Genomic DNA, 23238 nt, shown 5'->3' on the forward strand with positions numbered 1-23238 from the left:
CAGGCAGTGGATTGGGAGGAATTTTTAACCCCGTATAAACAGGCTGTTGATGAATTAAAAGTGAAGTTAAAGGGGATGCGCACCCAATTTGAAAAAGAGCATACCCATTGCCCGATTGAGTTTGTAACAGGGCGTGTAAAGCCGGTAGCAAGCATTATAGAAAAAGCAAACATAAAAGGCATCCCGCTTAGCCGGCTGGAGGCGGAAATGCAGGATATCGCCGGGCTCAGAATGATGTGCCAGTTTGTGGATGATATTAAACTGGTTGTCGGGCTTCTCAGGCGCCGAAACGATTTCCGGATTGTCGAAGAAAAAGACTATATTTCGAATAAAAAACCGAGCGGCTACCGGTCTTATCATGTCATTATTGAATATCCGGTGCAGACGATCCGCGGGGAAAAGAAAATTCTTGCGGAGATCCAGATCCGGACGCTGGCGATGAATTTTTGGGCAACGATTGAACATTCTTTAAACTATAAGTATAAAGGCAGATTTCCCGAAGAAATTAATATACGGCTGAAGCGGGCTGCCGAAGCCGCTTTCCGCCTTGATGAAGAAATGTCCGAGATCCGTGAAGAAATTCAGGAAGCCCAAATGTATTTTTCAAAAAACAAAGAGCGCGCGGAACAAAAAAAGCCATGAAACCGGTGGCAAAAAAGAAGGGGAGGGGAAGCAGCTTGAAATTTGCCATCACTTCTAAAGGGGATACGGAATCCAATATATGGATGCATAAAATCCGTTCTTATTTGCAGGATTTCGGGCTTGTTTACGATGAAGCACAACCGGATATCGTCATCTCGGTCGGCGGGGACGGCACGCTTTTGTATGCTTTTCACCGCTACAGTTCCCGGCTTGACCGGACGGCTTTTGTCGGGGTGCATACCGGCCATCTCGGCTTTTATGCCGACTGGGTGCCGGATGAAATTGAGGAGCTGGTCGATGCGATCGCCCATAAAACTTACACTACGGTGGACTACCCGCTTCTTGAAGCGATGATTGCGTATGAGCACGGCGGCCACGAAACGCGTTACCTTGCGTTAAATGAGTCAACGGTCAAATGCGTGGACGGCACCTTTGTCATCGATGTTGAGATCAATGGCCGGCATTTTGAGCGTTTCCGCGGCGACGGATTATGCCTTGCCACACCAAGTGGCAGTACGGCTTATAATAAGGCGCTCGGCGGGGCTATTGTCCACCCTTCCCTGCAATCGATCCAGCTCACCGAGATGGCATCCATTAACAATAAAGTGTTCCGGACAATCGGCTCGCCGCTTATTTTGCCGGGGCACCATACTTGTGTGTTGCGCCCGGTCCGGCAGAAAGATTTTTTGGTAACAGTTGACCATTTAACGCTACTCCATAAGGAAGTCCGGTCCATCCAGTACCGTGTGGCAAAAGAAAAGATCCGGTTTGCCCGTTTCAGGCCTTTTCCTTTCTGGAAGAGGGTGCATGATTCTTTTATTTCGGATTAGGTGAAAACATGTTGACATTATCGTGGACAATTACAGAAGCTGAGGCACATCAGGAACTGAAAGAATTTTTAAAAGCGCGCCATATCTCGAAACGGGCGCTTGCGGATATTAAATTCCGCGGCGGGCTGATCCTTGTGAACGGCCGCGAAGTAACGGTCCGTTATCGATTGCAGCCGAATGATACGGCCGCAATTGTTTTTCCAAAAGAAACCCCGAGCCCCAATCTTACGCCCGAAAATATTCCGTTTGGCCTTATTTATGAAGATGAAAGCGTGCTTGTTGCGGATAAGCCGGCGTTTATGAATACGATCCCTTCCCGCGAGCACCCGTCCGCAAGCCTTGCAAATGCAGTGCTCGGCCATTACCGGAAAAAAGGGACCGAATCCGCAATCCATGTTGTGACCCGGCTTGACCGGAACACATCCGGGCTTGTCCTGGTTGCAAAAAACCGTTATATCCACCATTTATGCAGCCTGATGCAGCAGAAACATGAAATTTTCCGGACGTATGAGGCGCTCGCGGAAGGGGTTTTTACTGAAAAAAGCGGCACGATTGAAGCCCCGATCGGGAGAAAAGAGACGAGCATTATAGAACGCGAAGTCCGGGATGGCGGCCAGTTTGCGCGCACCCGTTATGAAGTTGTCCGGCAATTTCCGGCATATGCACATGTGCGTCTCCGGCTTGACACCGGCAGGACGCACCAGATCCGTGTCCATCTTTCTTATATTGGCCACCCGCTTCTCGGTGACGGCCTGTACGGCGGAAACACGAGCCGCTTCACCCGTCAGGCGCTCCATTGCAGTGAGCTTTCATTTCAGCACCCGGTTTCAGGGAAAGAAATGCATTTTCTTTCTAAACCGCCCTTTTTGGATCTCCTTTAATGGTACCCGGAAGATTTTCATGCTTCCGCTTATGCCCTTATGGATGTTTTTAAAATTCAGGCGAACGTCCTGAATTTTTCTCCCACATATGGCATCAAAGAAGGGACGGAGACGGTTTCAATTTCCGGATACCGGAGTGCCGTCAGTTTGCCGCCGAATACGCAGCCGGTATCAATGTTGACCGTGTGGCCGCTAAATCGCGGTTCTTTCACCGGCGTATGCCCGTACACAATCCAGCCTTCCCCCTCGTCATTTTTCGCCCAGTCGCGGCGCACTGGTGTCCCGTCCGGATTGGTTTCCCCGGTAATATCACCGTAAAGCACAAAAGTCTGCACCGGTTTGTTCATCTTACCAATATCCTTGCGCCGGATGCCGGCATGGGCGATGACAAGCTTGCCGCCGTCCAGAACAAGATAAAGCGGGGACTTCTCATACAATTCCATAAATTGTTTGCTATGCCGTTCCCGCTCTTTTACGGGGAGCACCTCCAGTTCCGCCACCGTTGTTTCAAGGCCGTGCTTCTGCTGGACATTTCTCCCCAAAAAATAACGGTACAGCTTGTTGCAGTGGTTGCCGGGGACGTACAGGCCAAGCTTCTTTTTCCACAATCGATAGACAGTATCGGCCACTTCCAAAGATGCCGGCCCACGGTCTGTCAGATCGCCGACAAAACCAAGCAGCCGGCCCGCCGGATGAACGGGAATGCCGTTTTCCCATTGATAGTCCATTTTTTCCGTGAGCTTCCTGAATTCCGCCATGCAGCCGTGTATATCCCCAATGATATCGATTTTCACGACATTCGCTCCTTGTATAATAAGTTTAAATCCAAAGTGGATGTCAATTTCCAGTTCATTCTGCTCATTGACAAGTGAGTATAAGATTTTATATTCCGGGCGAGCCCGGAATACAAGTTCGGACTTGGACGCTTCGCGATGTTCCCGGATAATGGTCTTAGGATCGTTTGGGTCAATGCTTAGCGCTCCTTCCATCTCTATTTTATGTTGTCCGGCGCGCCTGAACAAATGCCGGCAGCTGAAAAAAGTTTGATTTTCCCCGGAGCCCCGGCACGTTCATCGCGAAACAAATAAAACGCAAGTGCTTTTCAAACCCGAAAAGTTCATGTAGAATTGGTATCAGGTACTAAAAATCGCATATAAATTGTGAATAAAGGAGTTAACACGATGCATTTATCTTTGGAAAATAAAACATTTGTTGTGATGGGAGTTGCAAATAAGCGCAGTATTGCCTGGGGAATTGCCCAATCGCTTGATGCAGCAGGCGCAAGGATTATTTTTACCTATGCGCTCGACCGGAATGAAAAAAGCATCCGCGAACTTGCTGAAACGCTGAACCGAAAGGATTATCTGATCCTTCAATGTGACGTGGAAAGCGACGAGCAAATCCAGTCATGCTTTCAAACGATCAAAAATGAAGCCGGCACGATTGACGGCATTGCCCACTGTGTTGCGTTTGCCCGCAGGGAAGAATTAAAAGGTGACTACACAAACGTGACGCGTGAAGGATTTTTACTGGCCCATAATATCAGTTCCTATTCGCTGTCGGCCGTTGCCAAAGCGGTGAAAGAACTGGAACTCATGCCAAACGGGGGCAGCATTGTCACCCTTACCTACCTCGGCGGTGAACGCGTCATGGAAAATTACAATGTGATGGGCGTTGCGAAAGCTTCCCTCGATGCAAGCGTCCGCTATTTGGCATATGACCTCGGGAAGCTCAACATCCGCGTCAACTCGATCTCGGCCGGCCCGATCCGCACACTGTCGGCAAAAGGGGTCAGCGACTTCAACAGCATTTTGAAAGTGATGGAAGAAAGGGCGCCGCTTCACCGTGGTGTTGATACGAGTGAAGTCGGTGATACCGCGCTGTTTCTCTTTAGTGACCTGTCGCGCGCGATCACGGGCGAAAATATCCATGTGGATGCCGGCTATCATATTATGGGCTAACGTGAGATGAAAACAGTTTGTCCGGAGCGTAAGTGAAAAAAGCCGGGAAGTGAAATCTTCCTGGCTTTTTTGGCATGGCATCAGTCTCTGTAATCTTTTTTATGGCCTTTTTTGTTGTCATCATGATATTGGTCGTTATCTTCAATTTCTGCAGCAGAGAATGTGTAGCTGACGACATTTTGAGGCGTCAGTGTAATGGTTCCAAGCAGTGTAGGTGCAGCCCCTGGAATCGTTGTATCTGGAGCAAAAGTACCGAGTTCAATGGTTAAGAAGTATTCATTTTTCCCTTTGGACGGATCGGTATCCACGGCGTGAACCGTAGTTGTCACGTTTTCAAAAAGCAGGGTAACAAGCCCTCCGGCTGCAAGAATGGCGATGCCGGAAACCACGCTTTCATCCGTTTTTTGAGAGATGAGTGTTGTACCGGAAGAATTTCTTCTCCAGATTCTGAAGGTTGCCGGAATGGTTAACGGAATGACGATCCCTGTTCCTGCTCCTGTAACGGCTCCAATTAAGGCTGCAAGTGTTACACCAAGCGGCAGGTCTGCCGGCGACCATTCGACAGTTGCGAGCAATGAAACGCGGTCATCATAATCATCTACTTTTACATCTACTTCCGCAATGGCGTTTGCCATGTTAAAGACGCCTGTCACAGGTACAGGTACGGACGGCGACTGATCCACATCGAATTCCGAAAGAAGACCCCGTTCTTCCTCGTCTTGCCGTTTGTGGCGGCGATGATCATCATAGCAGCTGCCGTTTGAGTCATAATAAGACATTTAAATGCCTCCCTTCGTTTTGTTCATATATTCTACTCATCCGCATATTTTTGGAATAGACGGATGGTAGCTTATAAAAGCACATTTTTTTGCTTTATCAATTTGTGCCAATATGCTGTGGAAACCTCTGTTCCGTTCCTTGTCCCCAAAACATACGATAAGGCAGAAATATCAAATGATTGGGAGATTCCAAGCCCCTAGGCACATTTCTTATTTCCGCGCATAGTTATAAAGCGAGCCAGAAATCAGAGGAGGGATTTTGGAAACATGGAGGAGAGCCAGTACAGCAGCCAAAAACCGCTTCTTTATATTATCCAGCCGAAAAATGTTCCGCTCGCGATCAAAATGCAGAAAGTGTACAGAAATGTGGTTAGCGAAAAACCTGAACATGCCGTCCATGGGACGATCGCGGAACCAATGCCTGCCGGCGGCGATACAGGGCATGCCGAAGAGAAAAACAATACAGCGGCACAGGAGGAAAAAGCAGAACAGGGACAGCCCATACCAAATAAAACGTCAGAACAGGAAAAAACAGAAGGAGCTGCGGAACGCGGGGGAGCCGTAATTGTTCCGGCCATGGCAAAGGCGGCAAATAGTTTGGAACACGAGGGAGCGTCGAATGCCGCGGAACAGCAACAGGCGGCAAATGCTGCGGAACCCGCCGAAGCGGTGGAAGCGGAAACGGCTTTTGAAACGGACGGCGCTGGCACAACCGGCACTTTGCCGGAACAAGAAACCGTCCAACCGCCATCGAGGAAACGGTTTAAAGAAATGACAGTCCATGAAAAAATTGACTATTTAATCCATAAGCCGCGGTTTCTGCCGGAAATCCCCGTCATGATCCAAACGAACAGCACCGCCTATCGTGCCGTGATCCTTGAACGGATGGAAGACCAATTGTCCGTCATGCCTTTTTCTTCCATGGAAACGGTCTGGATCAATCTGGATGAGATCACGGACATTAAATTGCTGGTCCAGTAAAGCTCCGGAAAAAAAGTCGATAAGCGGCAACTTATCGACTTTCATACATTACAAATTGACAAATGTATCTTCGAGACATTGAATGGCAATGAAGTCGGTTAAATCAAGCGTGATGCACGTATCGGTTACTTCAAAATGGACCCTTGAATGGCCGTCGTGATGTTCGCAGACACATTTTAAAACCCGTACAACAGCACAGCATCCTTCCACATTTTCGACTCTTAAAAATTTCGATTTTTCGCAGAAGTCGTCGCAGCTGTCAAAGTGGTGATTTTTGTAAAATGGTTCAAAAGCACAACCGTCTTTTGTATATAGAATGAATGGACGTGTGTTGACATGTGAATGTTTTTCCCTGTTGGCACCGAGCACGGGATTCAAGCAGTTGGTCGGGCAGCTGCTGTCTTCCACCGCAGCATCCTGCAAATCGTTGATGAATTGTACGACATCACAAACGCAAGTACGGGAATATTCATGGGATTTACTGCTCATTCATTTTTCAACTCCTTCAATGGTTTAGTTTCAGTACACTATAGAATATTGTCTCGGTGCTTTTTTTGTTACGAATGTCCCCGCGTTTTTGCAAAAATAGGCAAACAACTTGCATGGGGCATTTTGCATCCGGATCCTTCCGGGGAAGGAGGCAGGAAATGGTTTCCTATTGGCTTGATTTCGTCCTGCTTGCACTGGCCAGTTTCAGGCTGACGCGCTTATTGGTTTATGATAAAATTACGGCCTTTTTACGAAAACCGTTCCATAAAGAAATAACAGAAATAGCGCCTGATGGCACAGTAAAGGAATATATTGAAATTAAAGGAACAGGGATCAGAAAATGGATTGGCGAATTATTAAGTTGCCACTGGTGCACCGGCGTCTGGTCCGCCGCCATCCTGTACGGGGGTTGGGTGCTTTTTCCGCAAATCGGATCGCCTGTTGTCATGATCCTTGCAATCGCCGGCTTGGCAAGCTTCCTCGAGACCGTCCTTTCGCGGATCATGGACGAATGAAGTGAACAACCATAAAAATGCCGCATACGATAAAAAAGGAAGCGCGAATCTTGAGGAAAGGATGGTAAGATTATGGGCAAACCACGCATCAAAATTCCGGTCACCCCTTCATCCGTCCCGGCGTATAAAAACAACCAGAAAAAAGTCAAAAAAGGCGGATGCGGCTGCGGTGGCAAAAAAACGCGATAAAGCTAAGGCGGAAGGCAGGATTGCACTTCCGCTTTTGTTTTCCCCATTTTCCAGGATGCGGCAAGAATTTCTAATTATAAAATCTGCGCTTGCGCGAAAAATAGAGAGGTAAAAGTTGAAAGCGCAGAGGGATGAGTATGAAAAAAATCATGTATGTTTTAGCTTCAGTATGTTTGCTCTCCGGCTGCGGTTTTAACGGGCCGGAACACAAGGACAGCAAAATGGCGCTTGTGAAAAAAACACAACCGTCGCCGGTGAGACTCACTAACACCGGGAATAAGGCCGTTTCAGGGCAATTGAAAAAAGATGTCCTCGGCTTTGACAGCATTTACGATGTGGCCATCATTGAAGGGCCGAAAGAAACATTGGTTGCCTACAAAGTCAGGCATCTGCACCGTTTTAAAATGAAGAAAATCGAAAAACAGCTCAACGCCTTTTTAAAGAAACGCTACCCCGGGCGCAAATTTATCACTTCCAGCGACTATAAAATTTTCCTGGAAACCGTCCGCCTCAAGGAAGATATGGACAAGCACAGAATTTCAGTCGGCAAGGCAAAAAAACGTTTTAAAGACATCATCAAGCTGAAACAGGAATTAACATAGGAAAAGGGCTGAGACAATGGCAAACAAAAATCAAAACAAAACACCCGAACAAAAAGCGTATGATCAGTTCGAAAAAAAGCATGAGATGAAAAGGCCGGTGTTAAAAAACTGCATCCGTGCATTTTGGGTAGGCGGCTGTTTTTGTCTGGTTGGGCAGGCCCTTACTTACTTCTATATATACATGTTTAATTTCACCGAAAAAACGGCCGGCAACCCGACAACCGCCACAATGGTGTTTTTATCCATGCTGTTGACCGGCTTCGGCATTTATGACCATATCGGGCAGTACGCCGGTGCAGGGAGCGCGGTGCCGGTAACGGGCTTTGGCAATTCCGTCGTTTCCGCTGCGATTGAACACCGGACGGAAGGCTATGTGCTTGGCGTCGGCGGGAATATCTTCAAACTGGCCGGCACCGTCATTGTATTTGGTGTGTTTTCCGCGTTTGTTGTCGTCCTGATTCGGACCGTGGTCATGATGTGGGGGGGATCGTAATGGCCGCAAAATCGCAAACATGGACTTTCACGAACCGTCCGGCCATTCTTTCAACCGGTGTTGTCGGGGGCCCGTTTGAAAAAAAGGGGCGGATAGCAGGCGATTTCGACCGGTTTTTTGAAGATTTGTGGATCGGCGAGGATTCATATGAAAAAGCCCAGCGCAAACTGATCGAGGAAGCAGTTAGCATTGCCCTGAAAAAGCGAAACCTTAAGGAAACCGATATTCAGTTTTTTCTCGCTGGTGATTTGATTAACCAAATCACGCCGACAAGTTTTGCGGCAAGGACAAATGCGATTCCTTACCTGGGCCTTTTTAGCGCCTGTGCCACTTCGATGGAAAGCCTGGCGCTTGCCGCTTTCATCATTAATCACGGCGGGGCGGAAAAAGTGCTGGCAGGGGCTTCGAGCCACAATGCAACAACAGAGAAGCAATTCCGCTATCCGACCGAATACGGCGGGCAGAAACCGCCGACTGCACAATGGACAGTGACAGGGGCGGGATTCGCGGTGGTCGGTACGGAAGAAAACGGGCCTGCGCCGCGGATTACATCGGCCACGATCGGAAAAGTACTGGACCTTGGCATTTCCGATCCGTTTAATATGGGCGCTGCAATGGCGCCGGCAGCGGTCGATACGATTGAACAGCATCTCCGGGAAACCGGCCGTGATCCATCTTACTATGACTTGATTGTGACCGGCGATTTGGCGAAAATCGGCCGTTCCATCGCGCTCGATCTTTTCAAACAGAAGAATCTTGACATTCGCAGCGAACAGTTCCAGGATTGCGGCCTGATGGTATATGACAAGTCCCAGCCCGTCCAGGCCGGGGCAAGCGGTGCCGGATGTTCAGCGATTGTCCTGTATGGCCATTTGCTAAACGAAATGAAAAAAGGCCGATACCAAAAAATTTTGCTCGTCGCAACCGGCGCACTATTGTCGCCTTTGTCTTATCAGCAGGGCGAAACCATCCCGTGCATCGCGCACGCCTGCGCCATCGAGTATTTGTAAGAAAGGAAGGATGCGTAATGCTTGCAATGTTTTTCTGGGCCTTTGTGGTTGGCGGGCTGATTTGTGTGATTGGCCAGTTGCTGTTTGATGTCGCAAAATTATCGCCGGGACATACGATGAGTGTCCTCGTGACGGCCGGCGCGGTTTTATCAGGCCTCGGCCTTTATGAACCGCTTGTAAATTTTGCCGGTGCCGGGGCAACCATTCCCATTACAAGTTTTGGCAATTCGCTTGCAACCGGCGCCATGCAGGAAGTGCAAAGGCACGGCATTGTCGGGGTATTGACTGGCATGTTTGAAGTCACATCTTCCGGCATTTCGGCTGCGATTATTTTCGGATTTATCGGCTCACTCCTCTTTAAGCCAAAAGGATAATCATGCCGTCCCTGACACACGCCTATACCGAATGCCTGCACCTTACATATTGTATAGTGTAATACAAGAAGTGAGGTGAAAAACATGTTTGGATACGGTTATGGCGGCGGCTGCGGTTACGGCGGTGGTTACGGCGGTGGTTACGGCTACGGCAGCACGTTTGTATTGATCGTTGTTTTGTTCATTCTGTTAATTATTGTCGGTGCAAGCTTCTGCTGACAAGTTGCGGGGAGGATTCCCCGCCTTTTTTTATAGCGGGAGAGAAAACGCTCGTACGAGGGGAACGGGCACAAAATGCGAGGCCGGGAATCGGCGAACTGTTCTTCATAGGGAACGATGACCGAGCCGCCTCTAATTGGACAAAAGCCCCAATACCCGAGCGTGTTTTGTCTAATTGGAAGATCCAATTAGACGCCCATGCTGCAGTGAACGCGCACCAACAGTAGAATGAAAATCAGCTGGCGCATATTTTTCAGGATAGACAAAAGTGAACCGTCAAATTGTCCTTCATCGGAGTAATGTTTTGTTTTGTCCGTGTGGCAACTTCAAAAAGACATTTTGATCCAGTCGCGACTCCTTTTGTCCTTTTGACAGGTTCAAAAGGATATTTGGGCCCAAACGCGATCCTTTTTTTGTCCTTTTGGCAGGTTCAAAGGGACATTTCGGATCCAGACGTAACGTGTTTTGTCCTTTTGGCAGGTTCAAAAAGACATTTTGGACCCGGAAGCAGCGTGTTTTGTCCTTTTGACGGCTTCAAAAGGACATTTCGGATCCAGACGTAACGTGTTTTGTCCTTTTGACGGCTTCAAAAAGACATTTCGAGCTCGGATGAAACGTGTTTTGTCCTTTTGGCAGGTTCAAAAAGACATTTCGGACCCGGAAACAGCGTGTTTTGTCCTTTTGACGGTTACAAAAGGACATTTCGGGCCCGGATACATCGTGTTTTGTCCTTTTGACGGCTTCAAAAAGACATTTCGGGCCCGGATGCAGCGTGTTTTGTCCTTTTGACGGTTACAAAAGGACATTTCGGGCCCGGATACATCGTGTTTTGTCCTTTTGACGGCTTCAAAAGGACATTTCGGATCCAGATGCAGCTTGTTTTTCCTTTTGGCAACTTCAATGAAAGACAAACCCCAGGCCTGGCAAAGCCGAAATGTCCTTCATCGAGATGATGAAGGACAAAACACCGGCTGAAAAATACCAAATTGTCCTTCATCGAGGTGATGAAAGACAAAACCCAGGTCTGGCAAAGCCCAATTGTCCTTCATCGAGGTGATGAAGGACAAAACACTGGCCTGGCAAAGTCAAATTGTCTTTCATCGAGGTGATGAAAGACAAAACACCGGGCGGATAACGCCGAAATGTCCTTCATCGAGGTGATGAAGGACAAAACTCAGGTCGGGAAATGCAGAAATGTCCTTCATCAGGGTAATGAAGGACAAAACCCAGGCCGAAAAACGCCAAACTGTCCTTCACCAGGTTGATGAAAGACAAAACAAGTGCCATGAAACATCAAACTGTCCTTCATCAAAGCACTGGCTGTAAATCAAGCTTGTGCACCGGGAAAATGCACTTTTTTGCAATGAAAAATTCCGGCTAACACGTTTTCAATTGAAAATCCACTTTTGTACTGTCAATCCGGCTTCTTTTTTCATACGATAAAACAGCTTGAAGAGAGGAGCGACGAAGGTGGATCATCAGTTTTTCAAGAATATCGAAAAGAAGACAGGCGTTAATATGAATGACATTTTCCAGCTTGCAAATTCCCTGCAGAACGCGAATTTTAAAGATGAAAATACCGTCCGTGGCATCATCCAGCGCGTCTCGCAAATTGCAAACAAACGGGTACCGAAAGAGCTGGAAGATAAAATTGTTGAATCAATTGTCAAAGATGGAAAAAAGCTCGATTTTAACACGATCAACAAAATGATGAACAACGGAAAGTAACCAAAGCGGGCTTGCAAATCAGATGCAAGTCCGCATTTTTCTGTTTAAAATGAAAGAAGAGAGGGAAAAGAATATAGAAATCATTTAAAGGGGTGACTGCCATGAGTTTGATCGCTCCAATTCCAGACTATCAGGCAAGCCAGTACCGGCTTTATGACGGAATGTCCTTACGCCAGCTTGAAGTGGAAAAAGCAGATGCCGTTTCGAGGGCTTATCCTGTTAAGCGGCAAAACGGCGTCACGGGCGGAACAGAATACCATTTTAAAGCAAATGAACAACCGGGAAGAAAACCGGCAAAAAGCCGGATCATCGCAAAAATCACCGGCCTGGGGCAATATATTGATCTTTCGGTTTAAATCTTTCCCGCTGAATTGTGGATTTTTTCACAAGATAAGCAGCAAGGTTGAAAAAGCGATTATATAAAATAAACAAAATTGGTGCAAAAAAATAAGGCCATTCTATAGACAAAGCGGCGAGACACAACTCCTTCTCGCCGCTTTGTCACGGATTCTGCAGCCCCAGTTTCCGGATGCTATTTGATCGTTTTCTCCATTGCTTTATGCGGAATGCCGGCATCGAGAAATTCACCGGAAACAACACGGTATCCGAGTTTTTCGTAAAAAGGAATCGCGTGTGTCTGTGCGTTTAATTTGCATTTTTGCACGCCTTGTTCTGCGGCATAATGTTCAATTGCCAGCATCAGTTCCCGGCCGGCCCCTTTGCCGCGCACGGACGGAAGGATGCAGATGCGTTCCACTTTCCCGTACCCGTCCACCATCCGAAAACGCCCGGCGCCTGCGGGTCTCCCTTCATCATCGTACAGCAGAAAATGCGTGCAGTCCTGTTCCAATGCGTCAATTTCTTCTTCAACCGGGACGTGCTGCTCTTCTACAAATACTTTTTTCCGGATTTGAAAAGCCGTCTCCAGTTGTTCTTCATTTTTTACAGTTAATACGTCCACATTTGTTAGTCCTTTCCGAGATGATAGGTCTCATAAACAGTCCATATCCCGTTTTCAAGCTGATATAAAAGATGGAACCGGTTTACCTTTTCTTCGTGGTCAATGCCAACCATTTCCAGCTGGCGGAACACATCGGCATGTTCTTCTTTAGACAACTCCTGCCCGATGGTAATATGCGGCACAAACGGGTACGGAGGCGGCCCGCCCGGCAGACGGTCTCTGAAATCTGCGAAAAGCCCTTCCAATTCCGGCGCCGGTTCAACTTTAAAATAAATTGTATTGCTGACGGGTTCAAAAGATTTCACTTTTGTCACTTTCAGCAAAAATGGGTTGTATTTTTTGGCAATTTCTTTCAGTTGCCCGCGAAAAACTTCCGCCTCTTCTTCGGATGCCTCAAACGCCGCTTTGAGCGTAATATGCGGCGGGATCAGCGCGTACTTCGGGTCGTAACGTTTCCGGTAGGAGTTGGCAAGGTCCTGCAGTTTTTTTGACGGAAAGACAACAAGCGCATACTTCATAAAATGCCTCCTCGTATAATAAGTTTAAATCCAAAGTGGATGTCAATTTCCAGTTCATTCTGCTGCTCATTGACAAGTGAATATAAGATTTTGTATTCCGGGCGAGCCCGGAATACAAGTTCGGACTTGGACGCTTCGCGATGTTCCCGGATAATGGTCTTAGGATCGTTTGGGTCAATGCTTCCCCTCCTTGTAGCCTGACTACTCGAAAAGTCTGCATCCCCAGGTTCTTGCTTGAACGTCTAACCCGTAGGCCGTTCCTCCGGATCTCCGTGCTGGAAATGAGCAGTTCCAGGCAGCCCACGGCCCGGATGAGTTCTCATACGCGAGGCTGACAGATCGGCAAGCCATCTGGGGATATCCCGAAGCGTCCGATTCCATCGATCCCAATACAGAGAGGAGGAAATCATATGCCCTTATTTGTCGGTATTGACGTGAGCTCCAAAAACCTCGATGCCTGCCTGATGGATGGAATGGGGGAAACGTTGGCCACCCAAACGGTGACAAACAATCTTCCCGGTGCCTCTGAGTTAAGAGACACCATCCTCCAACATGCGGAGGCGGATGACACCATCCAGATCGCCATGGAGGCCACATCTGTGTATAGTTGGCACCCGGCAATGTTTTTCCATGAAGATCCCGAGCTGAAACAGCGTCGTACAAAGGTGTTTACCCTGAATCCGAAGCTGGTGAGAAATTTCAAAAAGGCTTATGCCGAGATGGACAAGACCGATCCCAAAGATGCCTGGGTAATTGCGGACCGCTTGCGTTTCGGGAGATTGCCGAAATCCGTGATTCAGTCAGAACAATACCTTGCCCTTCAACGGTTAACACGGATGCGCTATCACCTGATTCAAAGTTTAACCCGGGAACAACAGGTATTTTTGAATCATCTGTTTTTCAAATTCAGTGCCTTTAACCTTGAAGTGGATACATCGGTCTTCGGCCATGCCATAACGGAATTTTTGCTTGAGGCCTATAGCCTCGATGAAATTGCCCAAATGCCTCTGGAGGACTTAGCGATGTATCTCCAGACCAAAGGCCATGGCCGCTTTAGCGATCCCGAGGATTTGGCCGCATCCATCCAAAAAGCTGCCCGGTCCTCTTACCGGCTTTCTAAATGTGTGGAGGATTCGATTGACTTGGTCCTGGGCAGTTCTATTGAGATCATCCGGCATCTTAAACGCCAAATCAAGGATTTGGATAAGGCGATTGCCCGCGTTCTTGATGGAATCCCGAATACCCTCCAGACCATTCCGGGAATAGGCCCGGTGAGCTGTGCTGGGATTCTCGCTGAAATCGGCGACATTGAGCGCTTTGACGACCAAGCCGCGATCGCAAAATTTGCCGGATTGTTCTGGCCCCGCCACCAATCGGGTGATTTTGAGGCTGATGACAAAATGCTTGCGCGTACAGGCAATCGTTATCTCCGGTATTACCTGGTTGAGGCTGCCAATCTGGTCCGGCGACACGAACCTGAGTACCGCGCCTTTTACCAAAAGAAATATCGTGAGGTGCATAAGCACTCACACAAACGCGCCCTCGTCTTAACGGCAAGAAAACTGGTGCGCCTGATCGATGCGCTGCTCCGCAACGATCAAATTTATGCGCCGAAAAAGAAGGTGACGCGATGAGGTAACCAGGTAACCATCATCGATAGCCTGAACTTGAAAACTTCCAGATTATTCCAATTATCTGGAGGCTTAGTTCAGTATTGCCATTTTTATGACATAGAGCCAACAAAATTTCCAATTCACTTGTTTTTAACCCTTGACATCACACCGTAGGACTTTTTCTGGATATTAAGCCGTTATGATACAATTTTATCAGAAAAATGGCCGAAAATTAATCTTTTTTAAACAGGTACCTGAGTGCACGCGGCAAATCTTTTTGCCAGTACTTCCAGGAGTGGCCGCCGTCAAATTCGTCATAAAATCCGGGGACCCCTTTTTCTTCCAGGATTTGATGCAGGGTTCGGTTCGGCGTGATAAAATTCTGGATCTTGCCGTCGGTCGTTTTTACTTCCGTCTCCTCTTTTCCGGCAATATGGTAAATGTCCATCAGCTTTGGATCCGTACATTGTTTAGCAGCTTCCATCACTTTTTCATTCACGAGCGGCGACATTAATGCGGCTTTTCCAAATGTATGGGGGTACTTGAATGCCGCCATGAGCGAGACGGTTGCCGCCAGTGAGTCTCCTGCCAGCGCCCGGCCCGATGCCATTTGTGCAGTCGGAAACTCACGGTCAAGGAAAGGGGCAAGTTCATGCGCCAAGAACCGGATATAAGCGGCATGTTGCTCGCCGTCAGGATGGTATTTCCGGCGCCTGTCTGGGATATCCGCATAAGGGATCCCGACAATAATCAAGTTTTCAATTTCGCCTTTTGCAAGCAGTTCATCCGCGGCACGTGCAATCCGGCCGAGCTGGAAGAAGTCTTTTCCGTCCTGGCATATGCATACGGCATATTGATAAAGCGGGGAAAAACGCGCCGGCAAGTATACCCAGAGATTGAGCGTTTCCCCGAGCTCCCTGCTTTCAAACGGGATATCTTTAATCGTGCCTCTTTCAATTTCCATATGATGAAAACCTCCTTCTCAAGATGGGGTTGCCTCGCCTGCATTTAGGAAAAAATTTACACACCCCGCTGCCTGTAAATTCAGTTTACCAGCCTATGCGAAAAACATCCAGAATCCGGCAACGCCTGTATGTGTCAAGTTTTTCTCGACAAGGTTTAAATATCGGGTATTCCAAGACACTCTTTTTGTACACTTTCGGCTACAGTGCTTTACTTGCTCGGTGTAATTTTCGGAAAAGATGTAATATTTCCGTATAAAGATGGATAACGGGGATGTTGAGGCGCGCGAAATTCACTCGCTTTCCGCGGGCGGCCGGCGAGCCTCCTCGCTCGTACCTCGCTGCGGGGTCTCTCCTGGCTCGCTTTTCCCGCAGGAGTCTCGTAAATTTCGCGCGCCTCAACGATCAGTCCCCACTGAGCCAAGCTTAAAACGAAAGCTCTAATATTTTGCTTAAATGTCCCATTGCCGATGAACTGCTTGAATGCAGGGCAACTGATCCGTGCTTTACGCCCACTGACGGGCGTACAGGCTGCTTGAATAGTTGAGACATCCTGATGGATTGTTGCAAGCTCCGTTGCTTTCTCGCGCTTCTTGAACGGTGTTTCAGATAGGTTTCCTGCAATGTCCCGTTAAGCATGCCCTGTTTCACCTTTACCATGGCTTCGGCGCCAGCTTTACTCCAATGCATCCCCCTTTTCTTCATTCTGAATGAGATATGCCTTTGATTTGATTCCATTGCCCCCAGGCCTCTCGCACCTTCCGGTACGTTCTCTACCTTGTCCCTCCAGTCAAAAATGCGGTCCCAGTTTTTTAGGATGTACGAACGAAACTCCTTGACTTTCTTAAGGCTCTTTTCATCCGTCAATGTGCTTTCATGCGTATCCAAATACAATGTGAATTGGTCTAGGTCATGCGTTCTAATCGCTTTTCTAATTTGCTCTTTGATCTCGCTCTTTCCGCCCCCGAATGTCCTTACGATGGCTTGTGCAACGTGGTAGGTATCCAGCTGGTTGAGCACCGGAAATTCCGACTGTGAGAATGCTGTTTGAAACCGTTCAGCTGTGTACCCCGCACCTCCATCACTATTTGTAATGACACGAGCTTTTTCTAGGGAATAGGTGTTGGCTGCTACAGCTTGGACTTCATCCCAAAATGTCTGGATGGATTTCGTCGTCATGATAACAACGGGATGGTGTAGAGAGACTCTTTTGCCATTGGTTTCCCATCCTTCATAGAGAATGGCGTGGTGGACTTCCAAACCCTGTTTCTTTTCTAGTCCCCGGACGAATATACCATCAGCTTCGGAAAACAGGTAATCTACCTTCTTTCCCTCAGGTAGTGAATCAGCTATTTCTAGCTCTTCTACAAGTGCCTTGTCGGCTTCAGCTTGCGTTTTCCCTACGTGTTTCACCATGTTCCCTACAGTTGTGTGACTAAGGCTCACTGCTGTCCATTCTTTTAAAATATCAGCTACCTCCCGATAGGTGTTCTCACTTGCCAACTCTGCCACCTTTAACTCCACTAACGGGCTGTATCGTTGGTATGGTAAAAGCCCTAACCATTCATCCAGAGGATAATGTGAATTCCCTTTCTGGTCATGCATTAGTGAACGTTTAAAGGTCACATTTCCAAATAAAAACTGAATGCTTCTGTTATCACTCCGGCAGTACTCCCAGCCATCCTCCAGCTTTTTTTGCTTAATTGTTTTATCTAACGTCTCAAATATTTCCCCAACCCATTGCGTAAAGGCATTCTGGATCAGAATTTTAACTTGTTCTTCAAATTCAATAAGACTTTTTGTATCCTTTAATAATCTAGCAATTATTGATATAATATCCATAGGAAGACCTCTTTCTAAATGTATTCGCCCACAAGCGTACATTTAAATGATAGAGCGTCTTCCCATTTTTTTCCACTCATCTGCCCTTCGAGTAAAATTTTACACATACGCAACGCCTGAAATAGATAAAGCAAGCGTCTTTGATGAAGAGAGCTGGTTACATCATGGATAAATTTGGAAAAATGAAGACGTGGGGGCGATCCTAAATTTGAATGCGATATCCATTCGGGTGGGAAAAACGAAGCTCATTTTATATGAAGAAAAATTCTCATTAATTTTTTGCCGAACCTGTCTGCATCCTTGCCAAATCTAGGAATTTTGCTTATTCAGTAAGCCCTACTTAAAAATTTTTATTGTTTTCCTTCATTCTCTTTTTCAACATTTTGCGTATAAGTCTTGTCGTTTCAATATCTTTCTATCGTTCTTCTTCAGAAACATAATGCTTAGTTCCGCTTACAATAGCAGTGAATTTACCATCGGATGTCATTCCTGGTGGTTCTGTCCATCGTTTGTCAGAAAATAGTTTTTTGCTGCTCATTTACATTTCCTCCAACTCAAACAAAATTTTACCGGATTGAAACTTTTGATTTAAGATTTTAAATTGACTACCTCTTAAAAAATACTTCGGCCTCCTGATCATTAATTCCTTTCAAATCTCTACCGATTGGGCAGCATCATTCTATCCTTCAAAGATATATATTCTTTAAAAGTAATTTTGGTTTTTAATATGTCGTTGGAATCCATGGAATGGATCATAATATTCCAACGACAAATTCTATTTATTGTTTTTATGGCGTTCTTTTAGCATTTTCAAAAATTCTTTTCGAATCTTCTTACCTTCTTCGATATCTCTTTGTCTTTCTTCTTCTGATGCATAATGTTTGGTTCCTATGGAAATAGCGCTGATTTCCCCATCTTCTGTTATTCCAATTGGATCCGTCCAACGACGGTCGGAATATGGTTTATTATTTTTATCCATAGGATTTCCTCCAATTCGAATATAACTCTACCATTCATAAATTGACTGGATAAGATTTTATAAGCTGTATTACGTTTAAATAATACTTCTTGCTCCTCGTCATTAAATCCTTCTAAATCATGACCATTTTTATAAGGTGAGATTGACCGATTACGTTATAATCATTCCTCTGCTTTTTGGTTGCAGCAGCTTTTATTTCACGATTGTTTTTTAACGCCTTTAAACATAAAGACTCTTTTTAACGCCTTGATCAGGGTGAGATAAAGAGAGTCCGCATCCCCATTCCGCCAAAATAAAAAGCAACCTGATTAGAGGAAATATCTTGCTGTCAATTCGGTTTATTTAGGGGACACATCAGTTATTTTTTCAATGTCACTTTTTCTAACGGGTATCGTCCATCATTTTCTGGTATTCCACCCTCAATAAGATAAAATCTTTTTGAGCCGTTTTTAAAAACTTCAAAAATCCATCTTTTAACCCCCACATCCAATTTTTGGGGGACTCATTTATCACCCCCCTTGCTACAGCGACGTTAGGCATGGCTGCGGGGACAATACAGGAGTTGTGCGTCCACTTGGTCTGTCAAATCCATAAAATGCCAAATTCTAATTCGTTCAGCAAGCCCTATTTAGCTGCAGGAATATGTAATACCCGGCCGCATGCTGAGGAGAATCCTCCAAAAAGCCAGGGACGCTGTTTTCCACAAAAAATGGAAACGGCAATCCGGCGCGCATTTTTTTCGGAAGCGGACGCATATTAAAAGAAAGGAGGCGATCCGTGTGAAATGGAATGAACAAGCGGCACCAAACAACCATCAGGCGTCCGCTGATTTGCTTGCAGCACAAAGCGATGAGACAGAATTTCAATACGAAGAACTTTCAGACGGCGGCGAGCGGAATAAAGTGATACAAGAACAGAAAAAACGCCGTACGCACTTGTAATAGAGGTGGGGCTCCATGGAAATCAAAATCGGACAAGTATATAAAGAAAAGCAGCATGAAACACTTGCCATGGTGGTCGCAGTCCAAAACGAAAGCATTATGCTCGGCACCGGCAATCTGGTATCGCCGAAAACGATTGAAGATCGCTATGTCCTTGTCCGGGATGCCGAATAACGGTGCCCCGGACTATTTTTTTGCAGCAATCTTAAAAATATAGCATGTAATGACATATCCGGCTAACAGATCGAATGAAAAGATCAGAATCGGGATAAAGATCGCGCCAGCGCCTTCGTCCGGGAGATAGTAGGCAAACAACCGGGATATCAGTTGGTTGATCAAATACGCCAATACGAGAGTCAGGCAAAACTTCACCACCGCTTTAATGGTTCTCACTCCCTTCGTTTCATTTTGATTGTAGCCAAAAATAAAAAGACCGGCAAAAGCCGGTCTTTAAGGGGGTATTGCTAGACAACAAAAAGGGGGGGGTTGTCTAGTTGGTATAGGGTTTTGTAACTTGTCCTTGCTACAGGTATAATAGTACGGGTTTTTTCCTAAAAGATCATGAAAGAAAAATAAGTTTTTGATGAGAATTGTCGATTTTTGTTGAAATCCTACTCCTTGTCTTGAGGGGCAGCATCGTTGCTGTCCCCGGCCTGTGCCTTGTATTTTTCCACGATCTGCGCGATTTCTCCTTTATCCCCTTTTGCGTTGATCATTTCAAACCATTCGTTTAACCCTTCAGAAGTTCTTTTACCATCGTTTTTCATGGCTTTCCTTCTTTCCTCTTTTCCAAATATTTTTTGATTTCGGGCCTGCAAAACATGGCTGCGATGGCAGGCGGCACTACAAACATAAAAAATACAAAGTATAACGTGTTAATCACATGGAGATAAAACCAGGTTTCCATATCGTCACCCCCGGGTTTGCTTCTATGTATATTTTTTTGCCCGACCTCTTTCTTATACCGTATAAATTGGTTTTAACCTGTAAATCCTATAAGGAAAAAGAAGGGAGACACCGCAAATGTTCAAGCGCCTGTTAGATTTGTTCAAACTGGACACAGCAGGGGATTGGGAAGATTGGGATCTGGACGATGAAAATTTGGAAGACGGCTGGGATGAAGAGGACGACGAGGAGATATAAAGCAGGTTTACGGGCCGGGGCATCTGATTGCGCCGGCTTTATTGCGAAAAAAAACCGGCACAATGCCGGTTTTTAAGGGGAGTTTTTTCTAGACATTAAGGGGGGTATCTAGAAACTTAAGGGTTTGTTGCTTTTTCCTTGCTACAGCTACAATATAACCCTCTTACACTAAAAAGCCATGAAGAAAAAATGAGAAAAAAATGAGAAACAAATTTGTCACAATTTATGCGGGTTCCGATCATAAACACTTAACCCAATTGAAGAAAACGGTATACTAGAATGAGAGATATTTACCTTTCCGTTATGAACGGAGAGGCTCATTAAACCAATTCTATTGAGGGGGAATCACCATGCTTTTTGGCGGAGTGGAAGCAGGCGGTACAAAATTTGTTTGCGCAACGGGAGATGAAACCGGGAAAATTCAGGAAAGAGTTGAGCTCCCGACGCGCGATCCGGAAGAAACGGTGAAAGATGTAATCGGATTTTTTTCAAAGTTTGAGACAAAAGCAATCGGCATTGCCTCATTTGGGCCGATTGACGTCAATCCGGAAAGCGATACATATGGATACATTACAACAACACCGAAAACGGCCTGGCAAAATTATCCCATTAAACAAACGATAGAGAAAGCATTGGGCGTTCCGGCCGGCTTTACGACAGATGTGAACGGGGCTGCACTCGGGGAGTCGGTGCTTGGCGCGGCGAAAGGGCTGGACAGCTGCCTGTACATTACAGTTGGTACCGGCATCGGGGCTGGAGCCGTTGTAAAAGGCAATCTTCTTGAAGGATGGTCGCACCCGGAAATGGGGCATATATTGGTGCGCCGCCATCCGGATGACCATTATGAAGGGGCATGCCCTTACCATCATGACTGCCTCGAAGGACTCGCAGCCGGTCCGGCAATCGAAGCGCGGTGGGGGCAGAAAGGAAAAGAGCTCTCAGACCGCCCGGAAGTCTGGGAAATGGAAGCAGATTATCTGGCACAGGCGCTCATGCAATACGTTTTAATTGTGTCGCCGAAAAAAATCATCATGGGCGGCGGGGTAATGCACCAACAGCAATTGTTCCCGCTGATCTACAAAAGGCTGGATGAGCTGATCAACGGTTATATCAAGCTGCCTGAACCGCTGTCCGAATATATTACGTCCCCGGGCCTTGGCAACGACGCCGGCATTACAGGGGCGATTTTGCTCGGAAAACAGGCATATGAAACAAGCAAATGATAATACAAAATTTAGCTGAGTGCCGGCCGCTTCTCCAATTTTTCGAATGGATTCGATATCAATTGGGGGAGTGGCCGGCACTTTTTGTAGGAACTTTGTAAAAAATCCTATTGACACCGGAAATAATTTCAGATAATATCAATTAATAGTTTTATTCTATTAAACCCTCGCAAAAAACCCCGAAAGGAAGGATCTTCATGACAAAAGAATACCTTGACCTCAAAATGGACTTTATGTTCAAACAGCTTTTCGGCCACCCGAGCCGGAAAAATATCACGATTGCCTTTTTGAAACGATAGGATATAATATTTGTGAGCGCCTTCACGAATAAATGGAAGCGCATTCATAAAGGAGCGGGAATGATGGCAAAACTGGATGGAAAAGTTGCGGTTGTAACAGGTGCTGCCTCCGGTATGGGCAAGGCGATTGCAGATCTTTACGCAAAAGAAGGAGCAAAGGTGGTGGCATCCGACCTCAATTTGGAAGGTGTGCAGCAGACGGTTGCTGAAATAGAAGCTGCAGGCGGCACGGCTCTGGCAGTCCAAGCCAATGTGGCGAGCGAAGAAGATGTGCAACATTTGATGGATACCGCTGTGAAAGAGTATGGAACGCTCGATATTCTTGTCAACAATGCGGGGATCATGGATAATATGGTGCCGGCGGGGGATCTGACAGACGCCCTGTGGGAAAGGGTGTTTGCTGTCAACACAACCGGGCCGATGCGTACGATCCGCAAATCACTCCCGATCTTTATTGAAAAAGGAAACGGCGTCATTATCAATGTCGCTTCTGTCGGCGGGCTGAACGGGTCGCGGGCCGGCGCCGCTTATACGGCATCCAAACACGCGGTGATTGGGTTGACGAAAAATGTCGGATTTCAATACGCACTGAAAGGGATCCGCTGCAATGCGATTGCGCCAGGCGGGGTGGAAACGAATATCGGCACAACAATGAGCGAACCGAATGCTTTCGGGCTTGAGCGGGCAATGTCCGGGTCGGCAAACAACCCGAGGACCGGAAAACCGGAAGAAATTGCAACTGTCGCCCTGTTCCTTGCTTCAGACGATGCTTCCTTCGTAAATGGCGCAGTGATTACGGCAGATGCCGGGTGGACGGCTTATTAAGCTTAAAAAGAGCAGCGGGAAAATATAGAAAAACCCGCTGCTTTTTTGAAAAGATTGTTTGCTAAATGAACGAAATGAGTTAGCTGGAAAATTGTAAAAATGCATCCACCAAAGGGGCGGCAGCAAGCCATTGAAAAGGCTGCTGTTTTTTGAATGTATGGATCATCAGGGGGGAACTAAAAAATTTTTTGAAACCTTTCCGGCTGGTTTGCGTACGTACGAACAGAGGAGGGGGAATC

The 23238-nt window shown here is 46.7% G+C and carries 29 protein-coding genes and 1 pseudogene; 19 read left to right on the top strand and 11 right to left on the bottom strand.

Annotation, left to right across the window (positions count from 1 at the left end):
- Positions 1-6 precede the first annotated feature (6 nt).
- The 3 genes from NSU00_RS04635 to NSU00_RS04645 are packed head-to-tail and all read left to right on the top strand — an operon-like array spanning position 7 to position 2353.
- The gene (locus NSU00_RS04635) at positions 7-642 is read left to right on the top strand and encodes a GTP pyrophosphokinase (protein ID WP_179234333.1); all 636 of its coding nucleotides are present in this window, start codon (positions 7-9) and stop codon (positions 640-642) included.
- Positions 643-677: 35 nt separating this feature from the next.
- Positions 678-1472: an NAD kinase gene (locus tag NSU00_RS04640; RefSeq protein ID WP_019721840.1), complete on the top strand. Its 795-nt coding sequence runs from the start codon at positions 678-680 to the stop codon at positions 1470-1472.
- A gap of 8 nt (positions 1473-1480) precedes the next feature.
- The gene (locus NSU00_RS04645; RefSeq protein ID WP_029141799.1) at positions 1481-2353 is read left to right on the top strand and encodes an RluA family pseudouridine synthase; all 873 of its coding nucleotides are present in this window, start codon (positions 1481-1483) and stop codon (positions 2351-2353) included.
- 56 nt (positions 2354-2409) lie between these two features.
- Here NSU00_RS04645 and prpE read toward each other — a convergent pair whose 3' ends face one another.
- On the bottom strand, positions 2410-3147 hold the full coding sequence (gene prpE / locus NSU00_RS04650; RefSeq protein WP_118498073.1) for a bis(5'-nucleosyl)-tetraphosphatase PrpE: 738 nt from the start codon (positions 3145-3147) through the stop codon (positions 2410-2412).
- Positions 3148-3534: 387 nt separating this feature from the next.
- Here prpE and fabI point away from each other — a divergent pair, with 387 nt between their 5' ends.
- Entirely contained in the window at positions 3535-4314 is a 780-nt protein-coding gene (gene fabI / locus NSU00_RS04655) for an enoyl-ACP reductase FabI (protein ID WP_017553970.1), read from the top strand.
- An 80-nt stretch (positions 4315-4394) separates the two neighbouring features.
- Here the strand turns inward: fabI and NSU00_RS04660 are convergent, their stop codons facing one another.
- Positions 4395-5093 (bottom strand): hypothetical protein, encoded by a 699-nt coding sequence (locus NSU00_RS04660; RefSeq protein WP_029141797.1) that lies wholly within the window; start codon positions 5091-5093, stop codon positions 4395-4397.
- A 267-nt stretch (positions 5094-5360) separates the two neighbouring features.
- On the opposite strand from NSU00_RS04660, the gene NSU00_RS04665 reads away from it, so the two are divergent.
- Positions 5361-6074 (top strand): CotO family spore coat protein, encoded by a 714-nt coding sequence (locus NSU00_RS04665; RefSeq protein ID WP_340703492.1) that lies wholly within the window; start codon positions 5361-5363, stop codon positions 6072-6074.
- A gap of 48 nt (positions 6075-6122) precedes the next feature.
- On the opposite strand, the gene NSU00_RS04670 is transcribed toward NSU00_RS04665, so the two are convergent.
- Complete coding sequence (locus NSU00_RS04670) at positions 6123-6563, bottom strand: CotY/CotZ family spore coat protein (RefSeq protein WP_029141795.1); 441 nt, start codon at positions 6561-6563, stop codon at positions 6123-6125.
- Positions 6564-6721: 158 nt separating this feature from the next.
- Here NSU00_RS04670 and NSU00_RS04675 point away from each other — a divergent pair, with 158 nt between their 5' ends.
- The 8 genes from NSU00_RS04675 to NSU00_RS04710 all read left to right on the top strand — a co-directional run bounded on the left by NSU00_RS04675 (position 6722) and on the right by NSU00_RS04710 (position 12049).
- A complete protein-coding gene (locus NSU00_RS04675) occupies positions 6722-7078 on the top strand; it encodes a DUF1360 domain-containing protein (protein ID WP_340703493.1) in 357 nt (118 codons plus the stop codon).
- A 326-nt stretch (positions 7079-7404) separates the two neighbouring features.
- On the top strand, positions 7405-7869 hold the full coding sequence (locus tag NSU00_RS04680) for a sporulation protein (protein WP_013858809.1): 465 nt from the start codon (positions 7405-7407) through the stop codon (positions 7867-7869).
- A 16-nt stretch (positions 7870-7885) separates the two neighbouring features.
- Positions 7886-8362, top strand: a complete 477-nt coding sequence (gene spoVAC, locus NSU00_RS04685; protein ID WP_071451811.1) for a stage V sporulation protein AC — start codon at positions 7886-7888, stop codon at positions 8360-8362.
- The gene (gene spoVAD / locus NSU00_RS04690) at positions 8362-9372 is read left to right on the top strand and encodes a stage V sporulation protein AD (protein ID WP_328013564.1); all 1011 of its coding nucleotides are present in this window, start codon (positions 8362-8364) and stop codon (positions 9370-9372) included. The genes spoVAC and spoVAD overlap by 1 nt, the downstream gene beginning before the upstream one ends.
- Before the next feature lie 17 nt (positions 9373-9389).
- A complete protein-coding gene (gene spoVAE, locus NSU00_RS04695; protein WP_017551779.1) occupies positions 9390-9746 on the top strand; it encodes a stage V sporulation protein AE in 357 nt (118 codons plus the stop codon).
- Positions 9747-9830: 84 nt separating this feature from the next.
- Complete coding sequence (locus tag NSU00_RS04700) at positions 9831-9965, top strand: YjcZ family sporulation protein (protein ID WP_013858813.1); 135 nt, start codon at positions 9831-9833, stop codon at positions 9963-9965.
- Between the two features lie 1470 nt (positions 9966-11435).
- Positions 11436-11693 (top strand): stage VI sporulation protein F, encoded by a 258-nt coding sequence (locus tag NSU00_RS04705; RefSeq protein ID WP_014095701.1) that lies wholly within the window; start codon positions 11436-11438, stop codon positions 11691-11693.
- Between the two features lie 101 nt (positions 11694-11794).
- On the top strand, positions 11795-12049 hold the full coding sequence (locus NSU00_RS04710) for a hypothetical protein (protein WP_014095700.1): 255 nt from the start codon (positions 11795-11797) through the stop codon (positions 12047-12049).
- Between the two features lie 176 nt (positions 12050-12225).
- Here NSU00_RS04710 and NSU00_RS04715 read toward each other — a convergent pair whose 3' ends face one another.
- On the bottom strand, positions 12226-12654 hold the full coding sequence (locus tag NSU00_RS04715; protein WP_258921761.1) for a GNAT family N-acetyltransferase: 429 nt from the start codon (positions 12652-12654) through the stop codon (positions 12226-12228).
- A 5-nt stretch (positions 12655-12659) separates the two neighbouring features.
- Entirely contained in the window at positions 12660-13172 is a 513-nt protein-coding gene (locus NSU00_RS04720; RefSeq protein ID WP_017554210.1) for a 2'-5' RNA ligase family protein, read from the bottom strand.
- Positions 13173-13582: 410 nt separating this feature from the next.
- Between NSU00_RS04720 and NSU00_RS04725 the strand changes: the two genes are divergently transcribed.
- Positions 13583-14806: an IS110 family transposase gene (locus NSU00_RS04725; protein ID WP_237349286.1), complete on the top strand. Its 1224-nt coding sequence runs from the start codon at positions 13583-13585 to the stop codon at positions 14804-14806.
- 211 nt (positions 14807-15017) lie between these two features.
- On the opposite strand, the gene NSU00_RS04730 is transcribed toward NSU00_RS04725, so the two are convergent.
- From NSU00_RS04730 to NSU00_RS04745, 4 genes are all read right to left on the bottom strand, one after another.
- Positions 15018-15749: an alpha/beta hydrolase gene (locus tag NSU00_RS04730; protein ID WP_061565367.1), complete on the bottom strand. Its 732-nt coding sequence runs from the start codon at positions 15747-15749 to the stop codon at positions 15018-15020.
- 424 nt (positions 15750-16173) lie between these two features.
- The gene (locus NSU00_RS04735; RefSeq protein WP_265115626.1) at positions 16174-17589 is read right to left on the bottom strand and encodes an ISLre2 family transposase; all 1416 of its coding nucleotides are present in this window, start codon (positions 17587-17589) and stop codon (positions 16174-16176) included.
- A 415-nt stretch (positions 17590-18004) separates the two neighbouring features.
- Positions 18005-18127 carry a hypothetical protein gene (locus NSU00_RS04740; protein ID WP_019721854.1) on the bottom strand — a complete coding sequence of 41 codons (123 nt, stop codon included), beginning with the start codon at positions 18125-18127 and terminating at the stop codon, positions 18005-18007.
- 237 nt (positions 18128-18364) lie between these two features.
- Positions 18365-18568, bottom strand: coding sequence for a hypothetical protein (locus NSU00_RS04745; protein ID WP_014095695.1), 204 nt, complete (start codon positions 18566-18568; stop codon positions 18365-18367).
- Positions 18569-19347: 779 nt separating this feature from the next.
- Here NSU00_RS04745 and NSU00_RS04750 point away from each other — a divergent pair.
- Together NSU00_RS04750 and NSU00_RS04755 are read left to right on the top strand one after the other, a co-directional pair.
- On the top strand, positions 19348-19509 hold the full coding sequence (locus NSU00_RS04750; RefSeq protein WP_225620978.1) for a hypothetical protein: 162 nt from the start codon (positions 19348-19350) through the stop codon (positions 19507-19509).
- A 15-nt stretch (positions 19510-19524) separates the two neighbouring features.
- A complete protein-coding gene (locus tag NSU00_RS04755) occupies positions 19525-19683 on the top strand; it encodes a hypothetical protein (RefSeq protein ID WP_019721857.1) in 159 nt (52 codons plus the stop codon).
- Between the two features lie 12 nt (positions 19684-19695).
- Here the strand turns inward: NSU00_RS04755 and NSU00_RS04760 are convergent, their stop codons facing one another.
- On the bottom strand, positions 19696-19902 hold the full coding sequence (locus tag NSU00_RS04760; protein ID WP_340703494.1) for a hypothetical protein: 207 nt from the start codon (positions 19900-19902) through the stop codon (positions 19696-19698).
- A gap of 218 nt (positions 19903-20120) precedes the next feature.
- The gene (locus tag NSU00_RS04765) at positions 20121-20276 is read right to left on the bottom strand and encodes a hypothetical protein (RefSeq protein ID WP_013858824.1); all 156 of its coding nucleotides are present in this window, start codon (positions 20274-20276) and stop codon (positions 20121-20123) included.
- A 726-nt stretch (positions 20277-21002) separates the two neighbouring features.
- Here NSU00_RS04765 and NSU00_RS04770 point away from each other — a divergent pair.
- The 3 genes and pseudogenes from NSU00_RS04770 (at position 21003) to NSU00_RS04775 (ending at position 22999) form a co-directional block, all read left to right on the top strand.
- Entirely contained in the window at positions 21003-21875 is an 873-nt protein-coding gene (locus tag NSU00_RS04770; RefSeq protein ID WP_019721859.1) for an ROK family protein, read from the top strand.
- Positions 21876-22072: 197 nt separating this feature from the next.
- Positions 22073-22165, top strand: a pseudogene (locus NSU00_RS16040) (Rpn family recombination-promoting nuclease/putative transposase); the annotation flags it as partial.
- A 72-nt stretch (positions 22166-22237) separates the two neighbouring features.
- The gene (locus tag NSU00_RS04775; protein WP_340703914.1) at positions 22238-22999 is read left to right on the top strand and encodes an SDR family oxidoreductase; all 762 of its coding nucleotides are present in this window, start codon (positions 22238-22240) and stop codon (positions 22997-22999) included.
- The last annotated feature ends 239 nt before the right edge of the window (positions 23000-23238 follow it).

It is taken from the genome of Weizmannia sp. FSL W8-0401, from assembly GCF_038009125.1.
Lineage (GTDB): Bacteria > Bacillota > Bacilli > Bacillales > Bacillaceae_C > Weizmannia > Weizmannia coagulans.

Coding starts and splice junctions, on each gene's coding strand:
- NSU00_RS04765 (WP_013858824.1), bottom strand. CDS start 20,276: ATGAAAAACGATGGTAAAAGAACTTCTGAAGGGTTAAACGAATGGTTT.
- NSU00_RS04660 (WP_029141797.1), bottom strand. CDS start 5,093: ATGTCTTATTATGACTCAAACGGCAGCTGCTATGATGATCATCGCCGC.
- NSU00_RS04745 (WP_014095695.1), bottom strand. CDS start 18,568: ATGGATAAAAATAATAAACCATATTCCGACCGTCGTTGGACGGATCCA.
- fabI (WP_017553970.1), top strand. CDS start 3,535: ATGCATTTATCTTTGGAAAATAAAACATTTGTTGTGATGGGAGTTGCA.
- NSU00_RS04670 (WP_029141795.1), bottom strand. CDS start 6,563: ATGAGCAGTAAATCCCATGAATATTCCCGTACTTGCGTTTGTGATGTC.
- NSU00_RS04720 (WP_017554210.1), bottom strand. CDS start 13,172: ATGAAGTATGCGCTTGTTGTCTTTCCGTCAAAAAAACTGCAGGACCTT.
- NSU00_RS04710 (WP_014095700.1), top strand. CDS start 11,795: ATGAGTTTGATCGCTCCAATTCCAGACTATCAGGCAAGCCAGTACCGG.
- NSU00_RS04645 (WP_029141799.1), top strand. CDS start 1,481: ATGTTGACATTATCGTGGACAATTACAGAAGCTGAGGCACATCAGGAA.
- spoVAE (WP_017551779.1), top strand. CDS start 9,390: ATGCTTGCAATGTTTTTCTGGGCCTTTGTGGTTGGCGGGCTGATTTGT.
- NSU00_RS04735 (WP_265115626.1), bottom strand. CDS start 17,589: ATGGATATTATATCAATAATTGCTAGATTATTAAAGGATACAAAAAGT.
- NSU00_RS04680 (WP_013858809.1), top strand. CDS start 7,405: ATGAAAAAAATCATGTATGTTTTAGCTTCAGTATGTTTGCTCTCCGGC.
- spoVAD (WP_328013564.1), top strand. CDS start 8,362: ATGGCCGCAAAATCGCAAACATGGACTTTCACGAACCGTCCGGCCATT.
- NSU00_RS04675 (WP_340703493.1), top strand. CDS start 6,722: ATGGTTTCCTATTGGCTTGATTTCGTCCTGCTTGCACTGGCCAGTTTC.
- NSU00_RS04665 (WP_340703492.1), top strand. CDS start 5,361: ATGGAGGAGAGCCAGTACAGCAGCCAAAAACCGCTTCTTTATATTATC.
- NSU00_RS04755 (WP_019721857.1), top strand. CDS start 19,525: ATGGAAATCAAAATCGGACAAGTATATAAAGAAAAGCAGCATGAAACA.
- spoVAC (WP_071451811.1), top strand. CDS start 7,886: ATGGCAAACAAAAATCAAAACAAAACACCCGAACAAAAAGCGTATGAT.
- NSU00_RS04775 (WP_340703914.1), top strand. CDS start 22,238: ATGGCAAAACTGGATGGAAAAGTTGCGGTTGTAACAGGTGCTGCCTCC.
- NSU00_RS04700 (WP_013858813.1), top strand. CDS start 9,831: ATGTTTGGATACGGTTATGGCGGCGGCTGCGGTTACGGCGGTGGTTAC.
- NSU00_RS04770 (WP_019721859.1), top strand. CDS start 21,003: ATGCTTTTTGGCGGAGTGGAAGCAGGCGGTACAAAATTTGTTTGCGCA.
- NSU00_RS04740 (WP_019721854.1), bottom strand. CDS start 18,127: ATGAGCAGCAAAAAACTATTTTCTGACAAACGATGGACAGAACCACCA.
- NSU00_RS04730 (WP_061565367.1), bottom strand. CDS start 15,749: ATGGAAATTGAAAGAGGCACGATTAAAGATATCCCGTTTGAAAGCAGG.
- NSU00_RS04725 (WP_237349286.1), top strand. CDS start 13,583: ATGCCCTTATTTGTCGGTATTGACGTGAGCTCCAAAAACCTCGATGCC.